Source organism: Actinomycetospora sp., from assembly GCF_036497245.1.
Taxonomy (GTDB): Bacteria; Actinomycetota; Actinomycetes; order Mycobacteriales; family Pseudonocardiaceae; genus Actinomycetospora.
In genome coordinates this window covers 1-18,796 of the sequence record NZ_DASXJS010000081.1, presented here as the reverse complement: position 1 = coordinate 18,796, position 18,796 = coordinate 1, and the positions used below count along the sequence as shown (strand labels likewise).

The following is an 18,796-nucleotide window of genomic DNA, read 5'->3' as shown; positions in this document are numbered from 1 at the left end:
CGGCATGCCTTCGATCCCTCCCACCGACGACGACCGGTTCGACCCGGCACGGGTCGGGCTCGACCACATCGGGTTCGGCTGCGCCGACGCGGACGCGGTGGCCGCCTGGCGCGACCACCTGGACGCGGCCGGCATCGAGCACAGCGGCATCGCCGGGCCGACGAGGATGCGGAGTTGCTGACGTCCGGTGTCAGCGATGCCGCGTCGCTGACACCACGGCGGACCTCAGCCCGACGGCACCGGCATCGGGGCCCGGCGCGCGAACTCGGGCGCGTGCTCGGGCAGCGCGCCGACCCCGACCAGCCGTGCGGGCACCCACTGGAGCACCGGGAACCGCTGGATCAGCCGGATCGGCAGCGGCAGGGTCATGTCCGCCTCGTCGGCGACCGCGTCCGACGAGAGCAGCGGCGCGACGACCCGACGGTGTGCGAGGTCCTGCAGCGTCTGCGTGATGACGGTCGGGAACGTGCGGCGCCGCTGCACCGAGGACGCCGCCTTGGTCACGGCGACCCGGTCCCGGGCCCGCAGCGGCCCGGCGAGCACCCGGCCCGCGGCCACCGCGTCCTGGATCGCGAGGTTGATGCCGACCCCGCCGACCGGCGACATCGCGTGCGCGGCGTCGCCGATGCACAGCAGGCCGGGCGCCGACCACTGCCGCAGCCGGTCGAGCGTGACCGAGAGCAGCTTCACCTCGTCCCAGGAGGCGATGGCGTCGAGCCGGTCCGCCATCCACGGGTTCATGCCGCCCACGAGGTCGCGCAACCCCTGGATCGTCCCGGAGCGCAGCCGGGCGTCGGTGCCCTTCCCGATGATCAGCGCGCACTGGTAGTAGTCGCCGCGGTCGAGGAACACCATGAACCGGCCGCGCCCGACCCGTCCCAGGCCGCCCTCGGGGTCCCCGTCGTGCCGGGGGACCCGGAACCACTCGACGTCGAGGGGCACGTCGTAGCGGCGCAGCGGCAGCCCCGAGTCGGCGCGCAGCCGGGAGTCACGTCCGTCGCAGGCCACCACGAGGTCGGCGGCGAGCTCGGACTCGGCGCCGAGGGTGCCGTCCTGGGCCCGGTCGGCCAGCCGGACCCCGGTGACGCGGCCGGAGGAGTCCCGCACCGTCCCCGTCACCTCGGTGCTCATCCGGAGGGTGAACGAGGGCTCCTCGTCCGCCGCGGTGGCGAGCATGTCGAGCAGGTGCCACTGCGGGACCATCGCGATCATCGGGTGCGGCACGCGCAGCCGGGTCATGTCGGCGAAGTCCACGTCGCCCGCGTCGAGCCGGATCCGGGCCTTCGTCAGCCCGCGATAGGGCAGCTGGGCGAACCGGGGCCAGAGACCCAGCTCGTCGAGCAGGGTCAGCGTCGAGGTGTGGACGGTGTCCCCGCGGAAGTCGCGCAGGAAGTCCCCGTGCTTCTCCAGCACGGTCACCTCGACCCCGGCCCGCGCGAGCAGCAGGCCGAGGATCATCCCGGCAGGACCGCCACCGACGACGCAGCACGTCGTCCTCGACGTCATCTCCTCGGTCGCCATGACCGCCTCCTCGTTCCGTGAACGCTCATTCATTATGATGGCGGCGAACCGTGCGCCCCGTCAAGGCGAACGAGCATTCACGGAAGCTGGCCGGCGGCCGAGGAGGTCGGAGTTGCCCCGCATCACCGCCGAGCGCCGGGAGGCCCGCCGGACCGAGATCCTGGCCGCCGCCCGGCGCTGCTTCGCCCGCGACGGCTTCCACCAGACCTCGATGCCCGACATCGCGCGGGAGGCAGGCATGTCCGCCGGGGCGTTCTACCGGTACTTCCCGAGCAAGGAGGACGTGATCCTCGAGATCGCCGGGCAGGCGTTCGGGGCCATGGCGGGCCGCATCGTGGCGGTCGGCGAGGACGGCTCCCCCGCCGGCGTCGCAGACATCGTCGCCGCCGTCGTCGGCCCCATGAGCGGTCCCACGATCGAGCTCGGCCCGGGAGACGTGGCCCCCACCGACGAGCTGGCCCGCTGCGGGGTCCAGGCCTGGGGCGAGCTGATGCGCCACGACACGCTGCGCCGGCGCGCCGCCGCGGGGTTCGACGTCGTCCGGGTCCGGGTGGCGGAGGTCCTGCGGCGCGGCCAGGCGGCGGGCGACGTGCCCGCCGACCTCGACCCCGACCACGGCGCCCGCGTCGTCATGGCCCTGCTGCCCGGGTTCATCCTGCAGCGCCAGGCCTTCGGTCTCGACGACGCCGACGGCTTCGTCCGGGCCGTGGACACCCTTCTCGGTCGGACACCACCCTCCGAACAGCCAGTCTGATGTAGTCGCAGGACTAGTGCGACAAGCACGACATTGCGACACTCTCAACCCCGGCGGGTCCCGAACGGGTGACGAGAGAGGTCGCGGATGGAAGCGGACGGTTCCGTCGTCGCGATGCACATGAGCGACGGCATCGTGAACGCTCCGGTGTCGCTGGCGTTCGGCGTCGTCGCCGTCGTCGGCCTGGCGTTCTGCGTCGCCCGCGCCCGCCGCGACCTCGACGACCGCACCGCGCCGCTGGCCGGACTGGTCGCCGCCTTCGTGTTCGCCGTGCAGATGCTGAACTTCCCGGTGCTGCCCGGCGTCAGCGGTCACCTGCTCGGCGGGGCGCTGACCGCGATCCTCGTCGGCCCCTACGTCGGGGCGCTGTGCATCGCGATCGTGCTCGCCCTGCAGGGGCTGCTCTTCGCCGACGGCGGGCTCTCCGCACTCGGCATGAACATCACCAACATGGCGCTGATCGGCACCTTCGTGGGCTTCGGCGTCGCGGTGGCGCTGCGCCCGCTCGCCCGCCGCGGCCGCGCGGGCCTGCTGGTGACCGCGTTCGTCGCGGCCTGGGTGAACGTCGTCGTCGCGTCGCTGGGCTTCGTGCTCGAGTACGCCCTCGGCGGCGAAGGGCTCGCGCTCGGCACCGTGTTCGGGCTGATGACCGGGTTCCACGCGCTGATCGGGATCGGCGAGGGCATCATCACCGCGCTCACCGTCGGGGCGGTGGCGGCGGTCCGTCCCGACCTCGTCTACCTGTGGCGCGGCGAACGTCCCGACCTCGAGATCCGCACGTCCGAGCAGGCCGGTCGATGAGCGCCCCGACCACGCGGAACCGTCGCCACGGGGCCTTCCTCGGCGTCTTCCTGGTCGTTGCGCTGCTGCTCGCCGGGGTCGTCTCCTACGCCGCGAGCAGCTCCCCCGACGGGCTCGACGCCGTCACGCAGTCCGGCTGCGAGACCGTCGGGACCGGGGAGGGCGAGCAGCTGCAGGGCACCTGCATCGCCCAGAGCGCCGGTGAGCACGCCGCGGAGGGCAGCCCGTTCGCCGGCTACGCCGTCGGCGGGAACGAGGCGCTCACCGGGGTGGCGGGCGTCGTCGGGGTGATCGCGACGCTGCTCGTCGCCTGCGGTCTCTTCTGGCTGCTGCGCCGCCGTCGGACGACCGGTGGGTCCGGCTCCGACGACACCGCCTAGATGGGCGCAGGCCACGCGCACGCCCTGCACCACGCCGGCGACAGCGTCGTCCACCGCCTCCCGGCGCACGTGAAGATCGTCGTCGCGTTCGTCATGGTGCTGGCGGTCGTCGCCACCCCCCGCGCGGCGTTCTGGATCTTCGGGGCCCACCTCGCGCTGCTCGTCGGGATCTGGATCGTGGCGCGGCTGCCGGTGGGCGCGATCGCGGTGCGCTCGCTGATCGAGGCGCCGTTCGTGGTGCTCTCGGTCCTGCTCCCGTTCGCCGCCGCGGGCCCGCGCACCGAGTTCCTCGGGCTCTCGCTGGCCGTCGACGGGCTGCTCGCCGGCTGGAACATCCTGGTCAAGGGCACCCTCGGGGTGCTGATCTCGGTGACGTTGGCGATGACGACGCCGGTGCGTGACCTGTTGACCGGGTTGGGCCGGCTCCGCGTGCCGGGCATGGTCACGACGATCGCGACGCTGATGGTGCGCTACCTCGAGGTCATCGCCGCCGAGGGCCGGCGGATGCGCCTGGCCCGGGTGGCGCGCGGGCACGACCCGCGGTTCCTGTGGCAGATCGGCCCGACGGTGCGCGGGGTCGGCACGCTCTTCCTGCGCTCCTACGAGCGGGGCGAGCGCGTCCACCTCGCGATGCTCGCCCGGGGCTACACCGGGGCGATGCCCCTCGTCGGGGAGACGGGCGCGAGCCGCCGGACCTGGGCCCGCGCGCTCGTCCCGGCGGTCCTCGCGGTGATGGGCGCGGCGACCGGGTACGCGCTGACGTGAGTCCTCCCTCCCTCGACGTCTCCGGCCTCGCCTTCGCCTACCCGGACGGGCACCAGGCGCTCTACGGGGTGGACCTGCGCATCGAGCGCGGCGAGCGGGTCGCGCTGCTCGGCCCCAACGGCGCGGGCAAGACGACGCTGGTCCTGCACCTCAACGGCGTGCACCGCGCGGGGGCGGGCGCGGTCTCCGTCGGCGGGCTGGCCGTCGAGAAGCGGAACCTCCAGGAGATCCGCCGCCGGGTCGGCGTCGTCTTCCAGGACCCCGACGACCAGCTGTTCATGCCCACGGTCGCCGACGACGTCGCGTTCGGTCCGGCGAACTTCGGGGTCACCGGGCCCGCCCTCGAGCAGCGGGTGACCCAGGCCCTCGGTGCCGTCGGGATGGCCGAACACGCCGACCGCTCCCCCATGCACCTCTCCGGTGGACAGCGCCGACGCGTGGCCCTGGCCACCGTCCTGGCCTGCGACCCGGAGATCCTGGTGCTCGACGAGCCGTCGTCGAACCTCGACCCGGTCGCGCGGCGCGAGCTGGCCGAGGTGCTCGTGGGGCTGGACCGGACGATGCTCATGGTCACCCACGACCTGCCCTACGCGCTCCAGCTCTGCGGACGCGCGGTGGTGCTCGACGGCGGCGTGGTGGTGGCCGACGGCCCCACCCACGAACTGCTCGCCGACGACGAGTTCCTGCGTCGCCACCGCCTCGAGCTGCCGTTCGGATTCCGCGTCCCCGACGGCGGCCGATGACCCGGTGCGAGGATCGGCACCCGTGAGGAACCCGTTGCGGCGTCTGCGCCGGCTCCGACGCGAGGCCGGCAACGTCCGCGACCTCGCCGCCCACGTCCCGCCCGGCCCCCCGACGACGAACATCCGCGACGTGGCCGGTCTGCCGACCGAGGACGGCGGGCGCACCCGCCCCGGGATCCTGCTGCGCGGCGACGCCCCGTTCGCCGACGACGGCCCCTCCTCGCCCGGGTGGCCGCAGGGCTTGGCCTGGCCGCCCGGCGTCGCGATCGACCTGCGCGGCGATCCCGAGCTCGACCACCCCTATCCGCTCCCCGCCGCGACCACCCGCTGGGTGCACCTGCCCGTGGTCGACGCGCTGGCGCCCGACATCCTCGCCCGCGGCCGCGAGGACCGGCTCGCCCCGGGCGAGCTGTACCTCGGCCTCGTCGACGCGGCGCGCAGCTGGCTCCCGACGGTGCTCGACGCCGTCATCGACGGGCCGCACCCCGTCCTCGTGCACTGCGCCGCGGGCAAGGACCGCACCGGGGTGGCGGTCGCGGTCCTGCTGCGCCTCGCCGGGGTGACCCGCGCGGCCGTCGACGCCGACTTCGCCCGGACCAACGCCCGCCGGGTCGGGCTGCAACGCCGGCTGGAACGGCGTGGCGCCCTGCGCCCCGGGGTGGTCCGGGCCGGCGAGGTGGGGGTGCGCCGCGAACAGATCGTCCCCGTCCTCGACCGCCTCGACGGCGACGGTGCCGAGCGGGTGGCCTCCCTCGCGGGCATCCCCGGCGAGCGGGTGGAGCAGTGGCGCAAGGTCCTCCTGGGCCAGTGACCCGGGCGACTGTGCCCGACCACAACGCGCGACGGGGAAAGGCTGTCCTGCGGGACAGTGCCGCACCCCGGAGGGGTCAGGACACTGGTGTCATCAGGCCCGATCACCGCGAAAGGTGGCCACCCATGACGACGCCCGCGACCTGCCCGTGCTGCGGGGTCATGGTCATGCCGGAGGAGCTGGCCTACGACTTCGCCGGTGAGACCGTGGCGTCCCTGACCCGCGAGATCGCCTACCTGCGCCAGACCGTCGCGCACCTGCGCGCCGCGGTGCACACCACGGTGCCCGCCCCGCGCCCGGCCCCGAGCGCGCCCGTCGCCGTCTGAGCTCCGACGGGGCTGCCTCAGGTGCGGACCGCGAGCGCCGCTCCGAGGTGTGACACCGCCTCGGCGAGGGCGCCCGGCGGACCCGGCCGCCGCACGACCACGCCGTCGACGAGGCCCTCACCGACCGCCTCGGCCACGAGGTCGGCGGCGAGCTCCAGGCCCGGCCCCGGGTCCTCCCCCGCGCTGCGTGCGCCCTCGAGGACCGCGTCGGGCAGCACGATGTCGGGCACCTCGTGGCGCAGCTGCTCGGCCTCCGCGAACCCCGACAGCGGCGCCACGGTCAGGAGCACCGGCAGGCGGATGCCCGTCGCGGCGAGCCCCTCGAGCACCCGGCGCAGCCGGTCGAGCTCGTAGACCGGGCGGGTCACCAGGTACTCCGCACCCGCCTCCACCTTCGTCCGCACCCGCGCGAGCTCGCGGTCGAGGTCGTCGGACCCGGGCGTGACGCGGACCCCGACCCGGAACGGGCACGCCACCGGCAGCGGCGACCCGTCGGGATCGACCCCGCGGGCCAGGGATGTCGCGAGCTCGACGAGACCCACCGCGTCGACCTCCCACACGCCGTCGCGGACCGCGCGGTCGGCGTGCACCGGCGGGTTGCCGGTCTCGCAGACGAGCGCGTGCACGCCGAGCGCGTCCAGCCCGAGCAGGTCGGCCTGCAGCGTCATCCGGCTGGTGTTCCAGCTGGTCACGGTGAGCATGACGTCGGCCGCGGTGCTGTCGTGCAGGGCCGCGGCGACGGCGGACGCCGTGGTCCGCGGGCGGCGGGAGCGCTCCCGGGCCGACCAGAGCACCTGGGCTCCCGCCCCCAGCGCCGCACGGCCCCGCGCCAGCGACACCGCGAGGTCGTCCGAGCCGGGCACCGTGGCCTCCGCGACCAGCAGCGACCGGCGCCGACCGGGCCGTGCGTCGAGCCACGTGGCCAGGGCCCCGTGACCCGGCCCGGGGACCGTGGGGCCGGAGGCGGACCCGTCGTCGGAGCGGGCGTCCTCGACGGGGCCGGCGTCGTCCGCGGGGCCGACGTCGAGGACCGGTCCGCGACCGGCGACGACCACCGGCCGCGCCGGCAGGGCCGACGTCGGAGTGAGCACGCCGTCGAGGGCGGGCGCCGCGGCCAGGGCACGGGCGGCCGCGACGACGTGGGCGGGTGTGGTGCCGCAGCACCCGCCGATCAGGTGTGCGCCCGCGGCGACGTAGTGGGCGGCGTAGCGGCCGAAGTGGTCGGCGTCGGAGGCGAAGCGCACCGACCGGTCCGAGACGACGTGGGGCAGCCCGGCGTTGGGCAGCGCGGTGACCAGCACACCGTCCGGTACGGCGGTCGCCATCCGCCGCACCACCGCCAGCAGCCCCTGGGGGCCGAGCGTGCAGTTCGACCCGACGGCGACCGGGCGCAGCGCCCCCACGATCGCGGCCACCTGCTCCGGGGTCTCCCCGCGGGTGGTGACCGGGGTGCCGTCCTCGTCGGCGAACGTGGCCTGGGCGATCATCGGGAGGTCGCTGACCTCGCGGGCCGCCTCGAGGGCCGCCGCGAGCTCCTCGGCGCAGGCGAAGGTCTCCAGCACCACCAGGTCGACCCCGCCCTCGTCGAGAGCGGCGACCTGTTCGCGGACCGCGGCGCGCACCGCGGCGGCCTCGACCGGGGCCGCGGCCCGGGGCGAGGTGGCGGGCGAGACCGAGCCGGCCACGAACACCGGCCGGCCGGGGGCTGCGTCCTCGATGGTCTGCCGGGCCAGCCGGGCCGCGGCGAGGTTGATGTCACGTACCCGCTCCGCCAGGCCGTGGCGGGCCAGACGCGGCCGGATCGCGCCGTAGGTGTGGGTCTGGAGGACCTCGGCGCCCGCGTCGAGGTAGCGCCGGTGCAGCGCCGCGACGAGCTCCGGGGCGAACAGCGCCAGCTCGGTCCCCGCGCCCTCGGAGCGGGCCCCCGTGGCCTGCGCCAGCGTGCCCATGGCGCCGTCGCCGAGCAGCGGCCTGCCGCGGAGGGCCTCGACGAACCCGCTCACTCCATCCACCCGAGGATCTCCAGGGCGACCTGCGCGGCCAGCCGGTCCTGGTAGCGGTCCAGCGCGAGGCCGGAGAGCTCCTCGGCGCGGCGCAGCCGGTAGCCGACGGTGTTCGGGTGCACCGAGAGGACCTTCGCGGTGCGCTGGGGGCTCCCGTCCTCGCGGAAGTACCGGGCGAGGGTGCGGATGAGCTCGACCGTGCGCTCGGAGGAGTCGGTCGCCAGGCGCCCCAGCACCTCGCGGGCGAACACGCGGGCGTCCTCCGGGTCGGGGACCTGCAGGAGGAGCCGGTGCACCCCGAGGTCGTCGAAGCGCAGCAGTCGCCCCTCCCGGCCCAGGCGGCGCGCGGCCTCGACGGTGCGGCGGGCCTGGTCGTAGGAGCGGGGCAGCCCGGCCACGTCGTCGACCTCGCGGCCCAGGGCCACCGTCACCGGCCACCGTCCCTGACCCTCGGCGCCCCGTGCGGCCTCGGCGGCCGGGCTCCGGGCGAAGGCCCGGGCAGCGGCCGTCCCGACCGCGACCGGGTCGGCGGCGACCGGGACGAGCGCCACCACCTCGCTGTCGCGGACGAGGGCGAGGACACCGGGGACGAGCCGGGCCAGCCGGTCGCGCACCTCGGCCAGCAGCAGCGGGCGGGCGGTCGCGGCCTCGGGGTCCGGGGCGACCTCGGCGTGGGTGGGGTCCGGGCGGGTGGGGTCGGGGTGGGTGGGCCGGCCGCGCGGCACGACGACGAGCACCCGGTGGGCCACGCCGACGTCGAACCCCACGTGCTCGGCCCACTGGGCGGCCTCGTCGGTCGAGCGGGCACGGCCGAGCAGGAGCCCGGAGAGCAGGTCGTCCCGGACGGTGCCCGCGGCCACGGCGAGCACCCGTTCCCGGCCGAGGAGCACCCCGACGATCGTCGCGGCGTGCTCGGCGGCGAGCAGCAGGACGTCGTCACCCTCGAGCGCGGCGGGCCGGTCACGCTGCGCCGGGTCCTCCTCGGCGATCAGGAACGCGGCGGTGTCCCCGCCCACGACGACCGGCACCACGACACGCACCCAGGTCCCGCTGCCCGGCACCCGCAGCGCCCGCCCACCCCGCCCCGCCGCCGCGAGGACGCGCCGGGCGCGGGCCCCGGCGACCTCGGCGCGCAGGACCGCGGCCGCCCGGGCCTCGTCGGCACCGGGCGCGCAGGCGGCCAGGACCGTGTGGTCCGGGCCCGGGCCGATCACGCCCGCGACCGCACCCAGTTCCTCGGTGAGCAGCCCGACGACGGCGGCGGGTCCGGTGTCGTGCGCGGTCGCCAGGGTGGAGAGGCGGCGGTGGAGCACGACCAGTCCGCGCAGGGCTTCCGTGCCGCCCGCCTGGCCCGACGATCCGGATCCGTTGCGCTGCGTGTCCCGACTCGATGGTCCAGCTCCGCTGCGCTGCGTGTCCCGACCCGATGGTCCAGCTCCGCTGCGCTGCGTGTCCCCGGCCGTCGGCGACGAGGCCGCCCGGACGGGACCCGCCGGACGGCCCGAGGGGAACCGGCCCGCCGTCGCCACCAGACCAGTGTGCCGCGCCGCACGCGCGGGGTCCTGCCACGCGCGCGTGGCGTCCCCGCGAGAGGGTGGGCCGACACCGTCGCTCTCGCTCCCCGGAGGTCCGCGTTGGCTCGCATCGCCGTCGTCTTCTACTCCGCCACCGGCAACGTCGCCGCCCTCGCCGAGGCTCTCGCCGAGGGCGCACGCGACGCCGGCGCCGAGGTCCGGGTGCGCCCGGTCGCCGAGCGCGCGCCCGCGGAGGCGATCGAGGGGAACCGCCGCTGGAAGGAGTGGGTGGAGAACAACCCCTACGACACCGTCGCGTCCCTCGACGACCTCGAGTGGGCCGACGGGATCGCGCTCGGCAGCCCGACCCGATTCGGGGCGGCGGCCGAGCAGCTCAAGGCGTTCCTCGACACCACCGGCGGGCTGTGGGCGCAGGGCAAGCTCGCGTCGAAGGTCGGCACGTCGTTCACGTCGGCCTCGACCGGTCACGGCGGGCTGGAGGCGACGATCGTCGCGATGAACATGGTCTTCTACCACTGGGGCTCGCTGATCATGCCGCTCGGTTACGCGCACGACCCTTCGCTGATGGAGACCGGGAACCCGTACGGCGCGTCGTGGGTGTCGCGGCGCTCGGCGAGGCCCGACGACGCTGCTCTCGGCGCCGCCCGGGTGCAGGGGGCGCGGCTGGCGGAGGTGACGGCCCGGCTCACGGGGTGACCCCGGGTGTCGCTACCGCGTCAGTTCCTGCTCACGAGCGGGGAGCGCACCTAACGGACGCAGGGCGGACCCCACATGCCCACGCCGGCGTCCCTCGCCTCGGTCTGCTCGCCGTCGAACACCCCGCCGTACTGCGACGGCCCTGCTGCCGGGGCGTGGCCGCCGCGGATCGCCGCGTCGGTGTAGGAGAGCTGGCTGCCCAGCACCGCGTAGGCGCGGGTGACGCCCGGCTGCACCGGGAGCGTCGGATCCGGGACCAGGGTGACGGTCTGCCCGTCAAGGGTGCGGCGCGCGAAGTCCGTCGACTCCGCGCGGGCGCAGTCCGGGACCGTCGCCGCGTCCAGCCCGACGATGCCGACGGTGACGGGGCGCCCGGCCACGTCGACCACCACGGTCGCGGGATCACGGATCTCGGTGACCTGACCGCGCAGGGTCGCCGGACCCGTCGGACCGGGATCGACGACGGGTGCCGGTGGCGGTGGGGCGGCCGCGGGCACCGGGGGCTGTGAGACGACGGAGGCCACGCCGACGACCGCCAGGCAGACGACGGCGAGAGCGACCAGGGCGGCCACCACCGCCCGCCCCCGACGACCGGACGACGCGGGGGCAGGCGCCGCGACCGCGGGGGCGTCGGCCAGGCGCGGGGCCTCCTCGCCGTCGAGCGGGTAGAGATCGCCGACCTCCACGACGACCCACACGTCCGTGGGCTCGCCGGGGATCGGGTGCTCCGGGACGGTGGGGTCCTCCGCGCGCAGCTCCTCGGCGGGCACCACGGCGGCGGTGCCGTTGAGGTGCAGCGCACGTCGGGTGCCGCCCACCAGCAGCAGCATCCCGACGGCGGGGGTCTCGGCGAGGTTGGCCCGAGCCGCGGTGGTGGGCTCGTCGCCCGAGTCCGGGAACGCGAAGCGGTGCCGGTCGAGCACCCGTAGGAAGCAGCGCGACCCCCCGAGGACGCTGATGTCCTGCACGCCGTCGCGGTCGGCGGTGGCGAGGACCGCGGCGGTGGCGCCCGCGATCCGCCCGAGGACGTCACCGCGCAGCGGACCGCCCCCGAGCTCCTCGTCGTCGTCCTCCGGGAGGTCGGTCTCGTCGCCGGGGTCGGTGTCCTCGGGGCCGGGGTCGGAGTCCTCGGGGCCGGCGTCGGAGTCGGCACGGCCGTTGCGGACGTCCGCGGCGCCGCGCCGCCGGGGGACGTCGACCTCCCCCGTCGGCGAGTCGTCGACCGCGGGCGACGCGCCGCGCGGCTGCGGCACCGGGACGGTCCGGTCCCCCGGCGCGCCCCGTCCGGCGCCCTCGTCGGTGCGCTGGTCACCGACCCGATCGGTGTCCGGTGTCATGTCCATCCCCGCCCCCCGGAGTCACAGCAGGCGCCGGATGCCCCGAACGGGGTACCGGCCGCGTGACGTCTGGAGGATGCCGTGCAAACCGTGCGTCAGTCCAGCGCACGCCGGACGAACCCCTGGATGCCGACCGCACCGAACAGCAGGCACGCCACCACGAGGGCCACGAAGCACACCCACGCGGGCAGGTGCGGGATCTGCGGCGTCAGCGCCCCGCGGAGCCCCTCCGACACGTAGGTGATCGGGTTGAGCGCGCAGACCACCTGGAACCAGCGCAACGAGGACAGCTGCAGGAACGGGAACTGGGTCGACCCGGTGAACAGCAGCGGCGTGATGACCACCGCGAACACGATGTTGATCCGCCGGGGCGAGACCAGGGTGCCGATGACGAGGCCCGCGGCGCCGCCGGCCAGGGCGCCGAGCACGAGGAGCAACGCGGACTCCGGCAGGCCGGCGAGGTTCCACGACACGTCGTCGAGCACGAGATAGCCGACCGGGATCATGAGCAGCGAGCCGAGCAGGCCCCTCATCGCCCCGAACACGATCTTCTCGAGCGCGACCATCCGCGTCGACAGCGGCGCGAGCAGACGGTCCTCGATCTCCTTGGTGTAGCTGAAGTCGATCACCAGGGGCAGCGCGACCGCCTGCACCGCGACGAGGAACGCGTTGAGCGCGAGCAGGCCGGGCAGCAGCAGCTGCGCGTAGCCGGGCGCGATGTAGCCGAGCTGGCCGAGCACCTTGCCGAACACGAAGAGCAGGAAGAACGGCTGCACGATCACCTGGGACAGGAAGCTCCCGAACTCGCGTCCGGTCACCGCGACGTCCCGCCCGAGCACCCCGAGGAAGGCCCGCGTCGTGGTCGCCCGGCGGGAGGGCCGCGTGATCGTCGTGGTCATCGCCGCGCTCATCGCAGCCCCCGTCCCGTCAGGTCGATGAAGACGTCCTCGAGCGTCGGCTCGCCGAGCGCCACGTCGAGGACCCGGCCGCCTGCCACGGCCACCTCGTCGAGCAGGCCGGGCAGCGCGGCACCCGCCTCGCCGTCCACGCGGACGCGCAGCCGGGCCGTGCCGCCCTCCGCGCCGGCGTCGAGCACCTCCGCGCCCGCGGTGCCGCGCACTCCCGCGAGCCGCTCCCGCAGCGCCGCGGCGTCCGCCCCGACGACGTCCAGGTCCACCGTCGCCGACCCGGACAGCCCGGCGACCAGCGCCGCCGGGGTGTCGAGGGCGAGCAGGCGGCCGTGATCGACGATGCCGACGCGGTCGGAGAGCTTCGCGGCCTCGTCCATGTCGTGGGTGGTCAACACGACGGTCACCCCGCCCGCGGCGAGCTCGGCGACCCGGTCGTGGACGAACAGGCGTGCCTGCGGGTCCAGGCCGGTGGAGGGCTCGTCGAGGAACAGCACCTGGGGGTCGTGCATGAGCCCCCGCGCGATGATCAGGCGCTGGGCCTGGCCGCCGGAGAGCTCGTCGGGGTTGGTCGACGCCTTCTCCGTGAGTCCCATCCGCTCGAGGAGCTCGTCCGCGAGCGGACCGCGCCGCGCCCGGGGCACGCCGTGGTACGCCGCGTGCCAGACGAGGTTGGCCCTGGCGTCGAGGGACCGGTCGAGGTTGGGCCGCTGGGGGACGACGCCCAGCACCGCCCTCGCCCCGACCGGGTCGGACGCGACGTCGATACCGGCGACGGTGGCCCGCCCGGCGGTCTTGCGCACCCGGGTGGTGAGCACGCCGATCGTGGTGGTCTTGCCCGCGCCGTTGGGCCCGAGCAGGCCGAACACCTCACCGGGGGCGACGGCGAACGAGATGCCGTCGACGGCGTTGGTGCGGGCCTTGGGGTAGCGCTTGACGAGGTCGGCCACCTCGACGGCCGGCGCGGCGACGTCGGGCGCGGGGCTGTCCGGGGCGAGGGCCCGGGTCTCGGTGGACACGTGCGTCGACGCTACCGGGGGCCCGGCGGGCGGGGCATGTCGATTGCTCGTGGTCGCGGTCATGCCGGACAGGGTGCGACCTGAAGTATCGTTGAGGTCAAGCCCGGCTCCGAGCGAAGGGCCCCTCGGTCGATCTAGTCGAGCGAAGGGGCCCTTCGGTCAGAACGGGGTGGGCGCTCCGGCGGGACCGCTCAGCAGTCGCGGAGCTCCGGGCTCTGGTTGAGCAGCTGACCCCGCGGCGAGACGAACGCGGCGTAGGTGCCGGCGTCGACCCCCTCCAGGCCGGCGGGCGAGAACGCCGCGACCTTGTGGCAGTTCTGGAACGCGAGCCGCACCCCGAAGTGGCGCTCGAGCCCGCCGCGGATCGCGTCCGAGGCCAGGGCGCGCAGCAGCTCGCCGCGCTCGGCCTCCGAGGGCGGCGGGACCTCGTGCACCGTGGGCGAGCCGGGCACCGGGTCCGCCCCGGCGACCGAGGACACGACCGTCCAGGCGTAGGGCAGCGAGCCGCGCACGCAGTCGACGAACGCGGCGTCGTCGACCTCGCCGCGCTCGGCGGCGGCCAGCAGGTCGGGAGAGACGTCGAGGGACACGGGAAACCTCCGGGGTATCGGCTGGGGGAACCGGCTCAGTGGCCGGCGAGGGACGGGACGAAGTCGGGGTCGATCTGGTCGAGCAGGTGCGCGCCCGCCCACGACTGCGCGTTGCGGCGGTGCAGCGCGACGGTGTCGGCGTGGAAGCGCGCCAGGTCCTGGGGGATCGCGTCGAGGGCGGCGCGCAGCCCGTCGACGGCAGCGGCGTTGGCCGGCTCGAGACGGTCGATCGCGCGGTCGCCGCCGCGGTCGCCGGCGCGGACGTGGCGCGAGGCGCCCACGCACCCGAGCAGCTCGACGTCGGAGTCCGCGAGCGACGACCGCAGGAACTCCTCGTCGTCGGGATCGGCGATCTTGTTGCCGACGACGCCGAGGCGGACCCCGAAGTCACGGGCGTAGCCCGCGTACTGGCGCACCACCCCGACGGCGCGCAGCGTCGGCTCGCACACCAGCACGGTGAGGTCGAAGCGCGTGAACAGCCCGGACGCGAACGCGTCGGCGCCCGCGGTCATGTCGACGACGACGTACTCGCCGGGTCCGTCGACGAGGTGGCCGAGCAGCAGCTCGACGGCCCCCGTCTTGGCGTGGAAGCACGCGACGCCGAGGTCGGCGTCGTCGAAGGCGCCCGCCGTACCGAGCCGCACCCCGGGGACGACCTCGCGGATCGCCGCGTCGAAGGCCGGGTTGTCCTCGACGACGCGCACCAGCCGGGACCCGCGCCCGGGCGGCGTCGTTTTGATCATCTGCTCGGCGGCGGGCAGGCGCGGGTTGTCGCCGCGCAGCCATTCCTTGAGCGCGCCGACGTGTCCGGCGAGCGTGGGCAGACCGGCGGCGACCTCGGGTGCCGCGCCGAGGGCGACGGCGAGGTTCTGGTTGATGTCGGCGTCGAGCGCGAGGACCGGCGCCCCGCTCGCGGCCGCGCGCAGGGCGAACAGCGACGCGAGCGTGGTCTTCCCGCTCCCACCCTTGCCGACGAAGGCGATCTTCACGGGACGGGAGATTAGACGACAACGGTTGTCGTTATCGATCGGGGGACACCACCGGGGTGCCAGCAATGGACCATTGCTGTCACCTGACGAGCGGAACGGGCCACCCACTCGTCCGCGGACGGGTCCGCCCTGTCGATCAGCCCGCGCGGCCGATCGGCACCGACACCAGGCGCGGACCGTCCGCGTCCCGCCCGCGCTCCAGCGCCGCGCGCAGTTCGTCGGGCGTGGACACCGACTCCGCCGGCACCCCGTATCCCGCGGCGAGCGCGGTGAAGTCGACCGGCGGCAGGTCCAGCCCGGGCGCCTTCGCGGTATTCTCGCGGGCGGCGAACCACTTGAGGATCGCGTACTCGTGGTTCTCCAGGACCATCACCGTGACGGGCACCGCCAGCGCCGAGGCCGTCGCGAGGGCCTGGATGGCGTACTGCATCGAGCCGTCGCCGATCGCGGCGAGGACCGGCCTCGACGGGTCCGCCAGCGCCACCCCCACCGCCGCGGGCAGTCCGAACCCCAGCCCGCCCGACGTCGTGAAGAACGAGCTTCCCGGACGCCGCACCGGGCGGCGCGCGTGCAGGGCGGCCCGGTTCGACGGCGACTCGTCGACCACCACGCCGTCGATGGGCCACACGGCGCCGACCACGTCGAAGACCTCCTCGGGGGTCAGCGTCCCCGGGGTCGCCGAGGCCTGGGCGGGCTCGGCGGCGGGGCTCGTCCCGGGCACCGCCCGCCCGGACGGCGCGACGCGCTCGCACAGGGCCCGCACGACGGCCGTCGGGTCGGCGATCAGGGCGTCCCCCATCGGGGCGCGGGCGGCCTCGTCGGGGTCGGTGGTGACGTGGTGCAGCGCCGTGCCCTCGGGCAGGAACCGGCCCGGCACGTAGGGGTAGTAGCGGAAGACGGCGGTCCCGAGGACGACGACGACGTCGTGCGGCTCGAGCGCCTCCGCCAGCGGCGCGATGGCCATCGGCAGCGCGCCGCGGAAGTGCGGGTGGTCCTCCGGGAACCCGACGCGGCCGTCGGCGGGCGGGCCGTAGACCGCGGCCGAGCAGTGCTCGGCGAGCGACACGGCGTCGTCGAACCCACCGCCCGCGTCGACGTCGCCGCCGACCACCAGCGCCGGCGACCTCGCGCCGTCCAGGGCCGCGACGAGGGTGGCGAGGCCCGCCTCGTCCGCGAGCAGGGGCGCACGGACGGTCCGGTGCACCGCCCGCTGCGCGACCTCGAGATCCGGACCGGTCAGCTCGACGTCCCAGTCGTCCATGGGGATCGAGACGAAGACCGGGCCCATCGGCGGGGTCGTCGCCGCGTGGATCGCGCGGGCGAGCAGCGCGGGCACGTCGGCCGGGCGCGCAGGCTCACCGGAGAACTTCACGGCGGGGCGCGGCAGCTCGGTCGCCCGTGGGTTCGTGAGCATCGCCTCGAGCGCCATCATCGGCCGCACCTGCTGGCCCGCGGTGACGACCAGCGGCGTCTTGTTCGCCGTCGCGTTGACCAGCGCCCCCACCGCGTTGCCGACTCCCGGCGCGGTGTGGAGGTTGACCAGCACCGGCCGTCCGGACGCCTGGGCGTACCCGTCGGCCATCCCGACGACGACCGCCTCCTGCAGCCCCAGGACGTAGCGGAAATCGTCGGGGAACTGCTGGAGCATCGGGAGCTCCGTCGAGCCGGGGTTCCCGAACACCGTCGTCATGCCGTGCGCCCGGAACAGTTCCAGCGCGAGCTCCCGCACGGAGGTCCCGGGTCCGGCTCCGCTTCGCTTCGCGTCCGTGGCCACGCCCCAGGGTCTACCCCCTCGCGCAACCGATCACCAGACGACCGATCACCAGACCTGCTGGGGTACCGGCGCAGGCAGGTGCAACCTGCTCACGCGGACGACCACGTCCGGCAGGTCGTCCTGGTCGAAGTTCCGGCGCAGTTCCTCCGCGCGGATCGTGGCCGGGACGCCCTCGTACGGGCCGTGGGCGTCCATCTCGCCGGTCTCGGGGTCGAAGACCAGGACCACGTAGCCGTCGCACTCGTCCAGATCCGCCGCTGCCGCCAGCAGCGCCGCAGGCTGTTCGTTCAGCACGTTGATCACCTCCGCTCCGTTCATCGCCACGATGACGGCCCGTGTGACGCCGCGGGCGGAAGATGCCACCTTCGGGGGACCGGGTTCCGACGACTGCGGGGTGGGGTGACACCCCATCCGGTGGCCGGTACGGCAGCGTGATCGCCGGGCGTCTAGCGTCGGGCCCATGTCCCGCGACGCCACCGCGCCCCGTGACGCGGCGACCGGAACCACGCCCCTCGGCGCGACCCGCGAGGTCGTCCCGTTCGTGCTCGACATCCCCGACGAACAGGTCGCTGACCTGCATGAACGTCTCCGCCGGGTGCGACTGCCGGAGCCCGCCCCGGTGCCCGACTGGTCCCAGGGGATCCCGGCCGACGTGGTCGCGGACCTGTGCCGCTCGTGGCTCGAGGACCACGACGTCCGAACCCTGTCCGACGAGCTCAACCGACGCGGTCAGTACCGGACGGTGATCGACGGTCTCGGATTCCACTTCTTGCACGTACGGTCACCGCGTAGTGACGCAAAGCCACTGATCGTCACCCATGGGTGGCCGGGCTCGGTGGTCGAGTTCCTCGACGTCCTGGACGCTCTCACCGACCCGCCGGAGGCCTCCGACCCGGCATTCCACGTCGTCGCGCCGTCGCTGCCCGGGTTCGGCTTCTCGGACAAGCCGACCACGACCGGCTGGGACGTCGATCACATCGCCGACGCGTGGGCCGAGCTGATGGACCGTCTGGGCTACCCGCGGTTCCTCGCGCAGGGTGGCGACTGGGGCGCGATGGTCACGACCGCGCTCGGGGTCCGTCATCCCGATCGGGTCGCCATGCTGCACACCACGATGCCCCTGGCCGACCGGCCGGAGGGCGCGCGCACCGAGGAGCTGCCCGCGCTCGAACAGGAGTGGTTGGCGCAGGCGCGGGAGTTCCGCGAGGTCGGGAGCGGTTACTCCGGCCAGCAGCGGACGCGCCCGCAGACCCTCGGCTACGGGCTGGTCGACTCGCCTGCCGGGCAGCTGGCCTGGATCGCGGAGAAGTTCGCCGTGTGGACGTACGGGGGCGCGGGCCTCGAGCCCTCGGTCCCGCGGAAGCGGCTGCTCGACAACGTGGCCCTGTACTGGTTCGGCGCGTCCGGGGCGTCGTCGGCGCGGCTGTACTGGGAGAGCTTCGGCCGCGTGGACCGGACGGCACCGGTGACCGTGCCCTCGGCGGTGTCGGTGTTCCCGGCCGAGATGGCGAAGATGCCGCGGTCGTGGGTCGAGGCCCGCTACACCGACCTACGCCGCTGGAACGTCCTCGACCGGGGCGGGCACTTCGCCTCGTTGGAGGAGCCGGAGCTGTTCGTCGCGGAGCTGCGAGGTGCCTTCGGCTCGTGAGCACTTTCGGTGGCTATAGCACCCGAAAGTGCTCACATGGGCGTAGCCCACCTAGGTCAGCGACACCAGCGGATCGGCACGGGACAGCTCCGGATCGTCGCTCGCGAAGGTGACCGCCCGCCCCGCACCCGTCGTGCGCGTCTCGAACCGGACGGTGACCCGCCCGTGCCCGGCTCCCTGCACCCAGCCGTGCCCG

Annotated in this window: 20 protein-coding genes and 1 pseudogene; 10 read left to right on the top strand and 11 right to left on the bottom strand. The window is 75.0% G+C overall.

What is annotated here, in order from left to right; translation table 11 throughout:
* Nucleotides 1–4: 4 nt before the first annotated feature.
* Complete coding sequence (locus VGI02_RS08875; RefSeq protein ID WP_331626964.1) at nt 5–181, top strand: VOC family protein; 177 nt, start codon at nt 5–7, stop codon at nt 179–181.
* 44 nt (nt 182–225) lie between these two features.
* Here the strand turns inward: VGI02_RS08875 and VGI02_RS08870 are convergent, their stop codons facing one another.
* Entirely contained in the window at nt 226–1,521 is a 1,296-nt protein-coding gene (locus VGI02_RS08870) for an FAD-dependent oxidoreductase (protein ID WP_331626963.1), read from the bottom strand.
* Nucleotides 1,522–1,633: 112 nt separating this feature from the next.
* Here VGI02_RS08870 and VGI02_RS08865 point away from each other — a divergent pair, with 112 nt between their 5' ends.
* From VGI02_RS08865 to VGI02_RS08835, 7 genes are all read left to right on the top strand, one after another.
* Nucleotides 1,634–2,275 carry a TetR/AcrR family transcriptional regulator gene (locus VGI02_RS08865; protein ID WP_331626961.1) on the top strand — a complete coding sequence of 214 codons (642 nt, stop codon included), beginning with the start codon at nt 1,634–1,636 and terminating at the stop codon, nt 2,273–2,275.
* Between the two features lie 87 nt (nt 2,276–2,362).
* Nucleotides 2,363–3,076 carry an energy-coupling factor ABC transporter permease gene (locus VGI02_RS08860; protein WP_331626960.1) on the top strand — a complete coding sequence of 238 codons (714 nt, stop codon included), beginning with the start codon at nt 2,363–2,365 and terminating at the stop codon, nt 3,074–3,076.
* Nucleotides 3,073–3,456: a PDGLE domain-containing protein gene (locus tag VGI02_RS08855; RefSeq protein WP_331626958.1), complete on the top strand. Its 384-nt coding sequence runs from the start codon at nt 3,073–3,075 to the stop codon at nt 3,454–3,456. The genes VGI02_RS08860 and VGI02_RS08855 overlap by 4 nt, the downstream gene beginning before the upstream one ends.
* Nucleotides 3,457–4,221 carry a cobalt ECF transporter T component CbiQ gene (gene cbiQ / locus VGI02_RS08850; RefSeq protein WP_331626957.1) on the top strand — a complete coding sequence of 255 codons (765 nt, stop codon included), beginning with the start codon at nt 3,457–3,459 and terminating at the stop codon, nt 4,219–4,221.
* Nucleotides 4,218–4,964 carry an energy-coupling factor ABC transporter ATP-binding protein gene (locus VGI02_RS08845; protein ID WP_331626956.1) on the top strand — a complete coding sequence of 249 codons (747 nt, stop codon included), beginning with the start codon at nt 4,218–4,220 and terminating at the stop codon, nt 4,962–4,964. Before cbiQ ends, VGI02_RS08845 begins: the two co-directional genes overlap by 4 nt.
* A gap of 22 nt (nt 4,965–4,986) precedes the next feature.
* Entirely contained in the window at nt 4,987–5,775 is a 789-nt protein-coding gene (locus tag VGI02_RS08840; RefSeq protein ID WP_331626954.1) for a tyrosine-protein phosphatase, read from the top strand.
* Between the two features lie 125 nt (nt 5,776–5,900).
* The gene (locus tag VGI02_RS08835; protein WP_331626953.1) at nt 5,901–6,101 is read left to right on the top strand and encodes a hypothetical protein; all 201 of its coding nucleotides are present in this window, start codon (nt 5,901–5,903) and stop codon (nt 6,099–6,101) included.
* 17 nt (nt 6,102–6,118) lie between these two features.
* Here VGI02_RS08835 and VGI02_RS08830 read toward each other — a convergent pair whose 3' ends face one another.
* The gene (locus tag VGI02_RS08830) at nt 6,119–8,113 is read right to left on the bottom strand and encodes a homocysteine S-methyltransferase family protein (protein WP_331626951.1); all 1,995 of its coding nucleotides are present in this window, start codon (nt 8,111–8,113) and stop codon (nt 6,119–6,121) included.
* Entirely contained in the window at nt 8,101–9,417 is a 1,317-nt protein-coding gene (locus VGI02_RS08825; protein WP_331626950.1) for a PucR family transcriptional regulator, read from the bottom strand. The genes VGI02_RS08830 and VGI02_RS08825 overlap by 13 nt, the downstream gene beginning before the upstream one ends.
* A 321-nt stretch (nt 9,418–9,738) precedes the next feature.
* Here VGI02_RS08825 and wrbA point away from each other — a divergent pair, with 321 nt between their 5' ends.
* Nucleotides 9,739–10,335, top strand: a complete 597-nt coding sequence (gene wrbA / locus VGI02_RS08820; protein ID WP_331626949.1) for an NAD(P)H:quinone oxidoreductase — start codon at nt 9,739–9,741, stop codon at nt 10,333–10,335.
* A 50-nt stretch (nt 10,336–10,385) separates the two neighbouring features.
* Here the strand turns inward: wrbA and VGI02_RS08815 are convergent, their stop codons facing one another.
* The 7 genes from VGI02_RS08815 to VGI02_RS08785 form a co-directional block, all read right to left on the bottom strand.
* Nucleotides 10,386–11,672: a pyridoxamine 5'-phosphate oxidase family protein gene (locus tag VGI02_RS08815; protein ID WP_331626948.1), complete on the bottom strand. Its 1,287-nt coding sequence runs from the start codon at nt 11,670–11,672 to the stop codon at nt 10,386–10,388.
* Nucleotides 11,673–11,767: 95 nt separating this feature from the next.
* Nucleotides 11,768–12,571 (bottom strand): ABC transporter permease, encoded by an 804-nt coding sequence (locus VGI02_RS08810; protein WP_331626947.1) that lies wholly within the window; start codon nt 12,569–12,571, stop codon nt 11,768–11,770.
* Nucleotides 12,572–12,579: 8 nt separating this feature from the next.
* A complete protein-coding gene (locus VGI02_RS08805; RefSeq protein WP_331626946.1) occupies nt 12,580–13,599 on the bottom strand; it encodes an ABC transporter ATP-binding protein in 1,020 nt (339 codons plus the stop codon).
* A 191-nt stretch (nt 13,600–13,790) separates the two neighbouring features.
* Entirely contained in the window at nt 13,791–14,189 is a 399-nt protein-coding gene (locus tag VGI02_RS08800; protein ID WP_331626944.1) for an SCO5389 family protein, read from the bottom strand.
* A gap of 35 nt (nt 14,190–14,224) precedes the next feature.
* A complete protein-coding gene (locus tag VGI02_RS08795) occupies nt 14,225–15,178 on the bottom strand; it encodes an ATP-binding protein (RefSeq protein ID WP_331626943.1) in 954 nt (317 codons plus the stop codon).
* Nucleotides 15,179–15,314: 136 nt separating this feature from the next.
* Entirely contained in the window at nt 15,315–16,952 is a 1,638-nt protein-coding gene (gene mdlC / locus VGI02_RS08790; RefSeq protein ID WP_331626942.1) for a benzoylformate decarboxylase, read from the bottom strand.
* 45 nt (nt 16,953–16,997) lie between these two features.
* On the bottom strand, nt 16,998–17,270 hold the full coding sequence (locus VGI02_RS08785; protein WP_331626940.1) for a hypothetical protein: 273 nt from the start codon (nt 17,268–17,270) through the stop codon (nt 16,998–17,000).
* A gap of 142 nt (nt 17,271–17,412) precedes the next feature.
* Here VGI02_RS08785 and VGI02_RS08780 point away from each other — a divergent pair, with 142 nt between their 5' ends.
* Complete coding sequence (locus tag VGI02_RS08780) at nt 17,413–18,600, top strand: epoxide hydrolase family protein (protein WP_331626939.1); 1,188 nt, start codon at nt 17,413–17,415, stop codon at nt 18,598–18,600.
* Between the two features lie 51 nt (nt 18,601–18,651).
* Here VGI02_RS08780 and VGI02_RS08775 read toward each other — a convergent pair.
* Nucleotides 18,652–18,796: pseudogene (locus tag VGI02_RS08775) on the bottom strand (DNA polymerase IV); the annotation flags it as partial.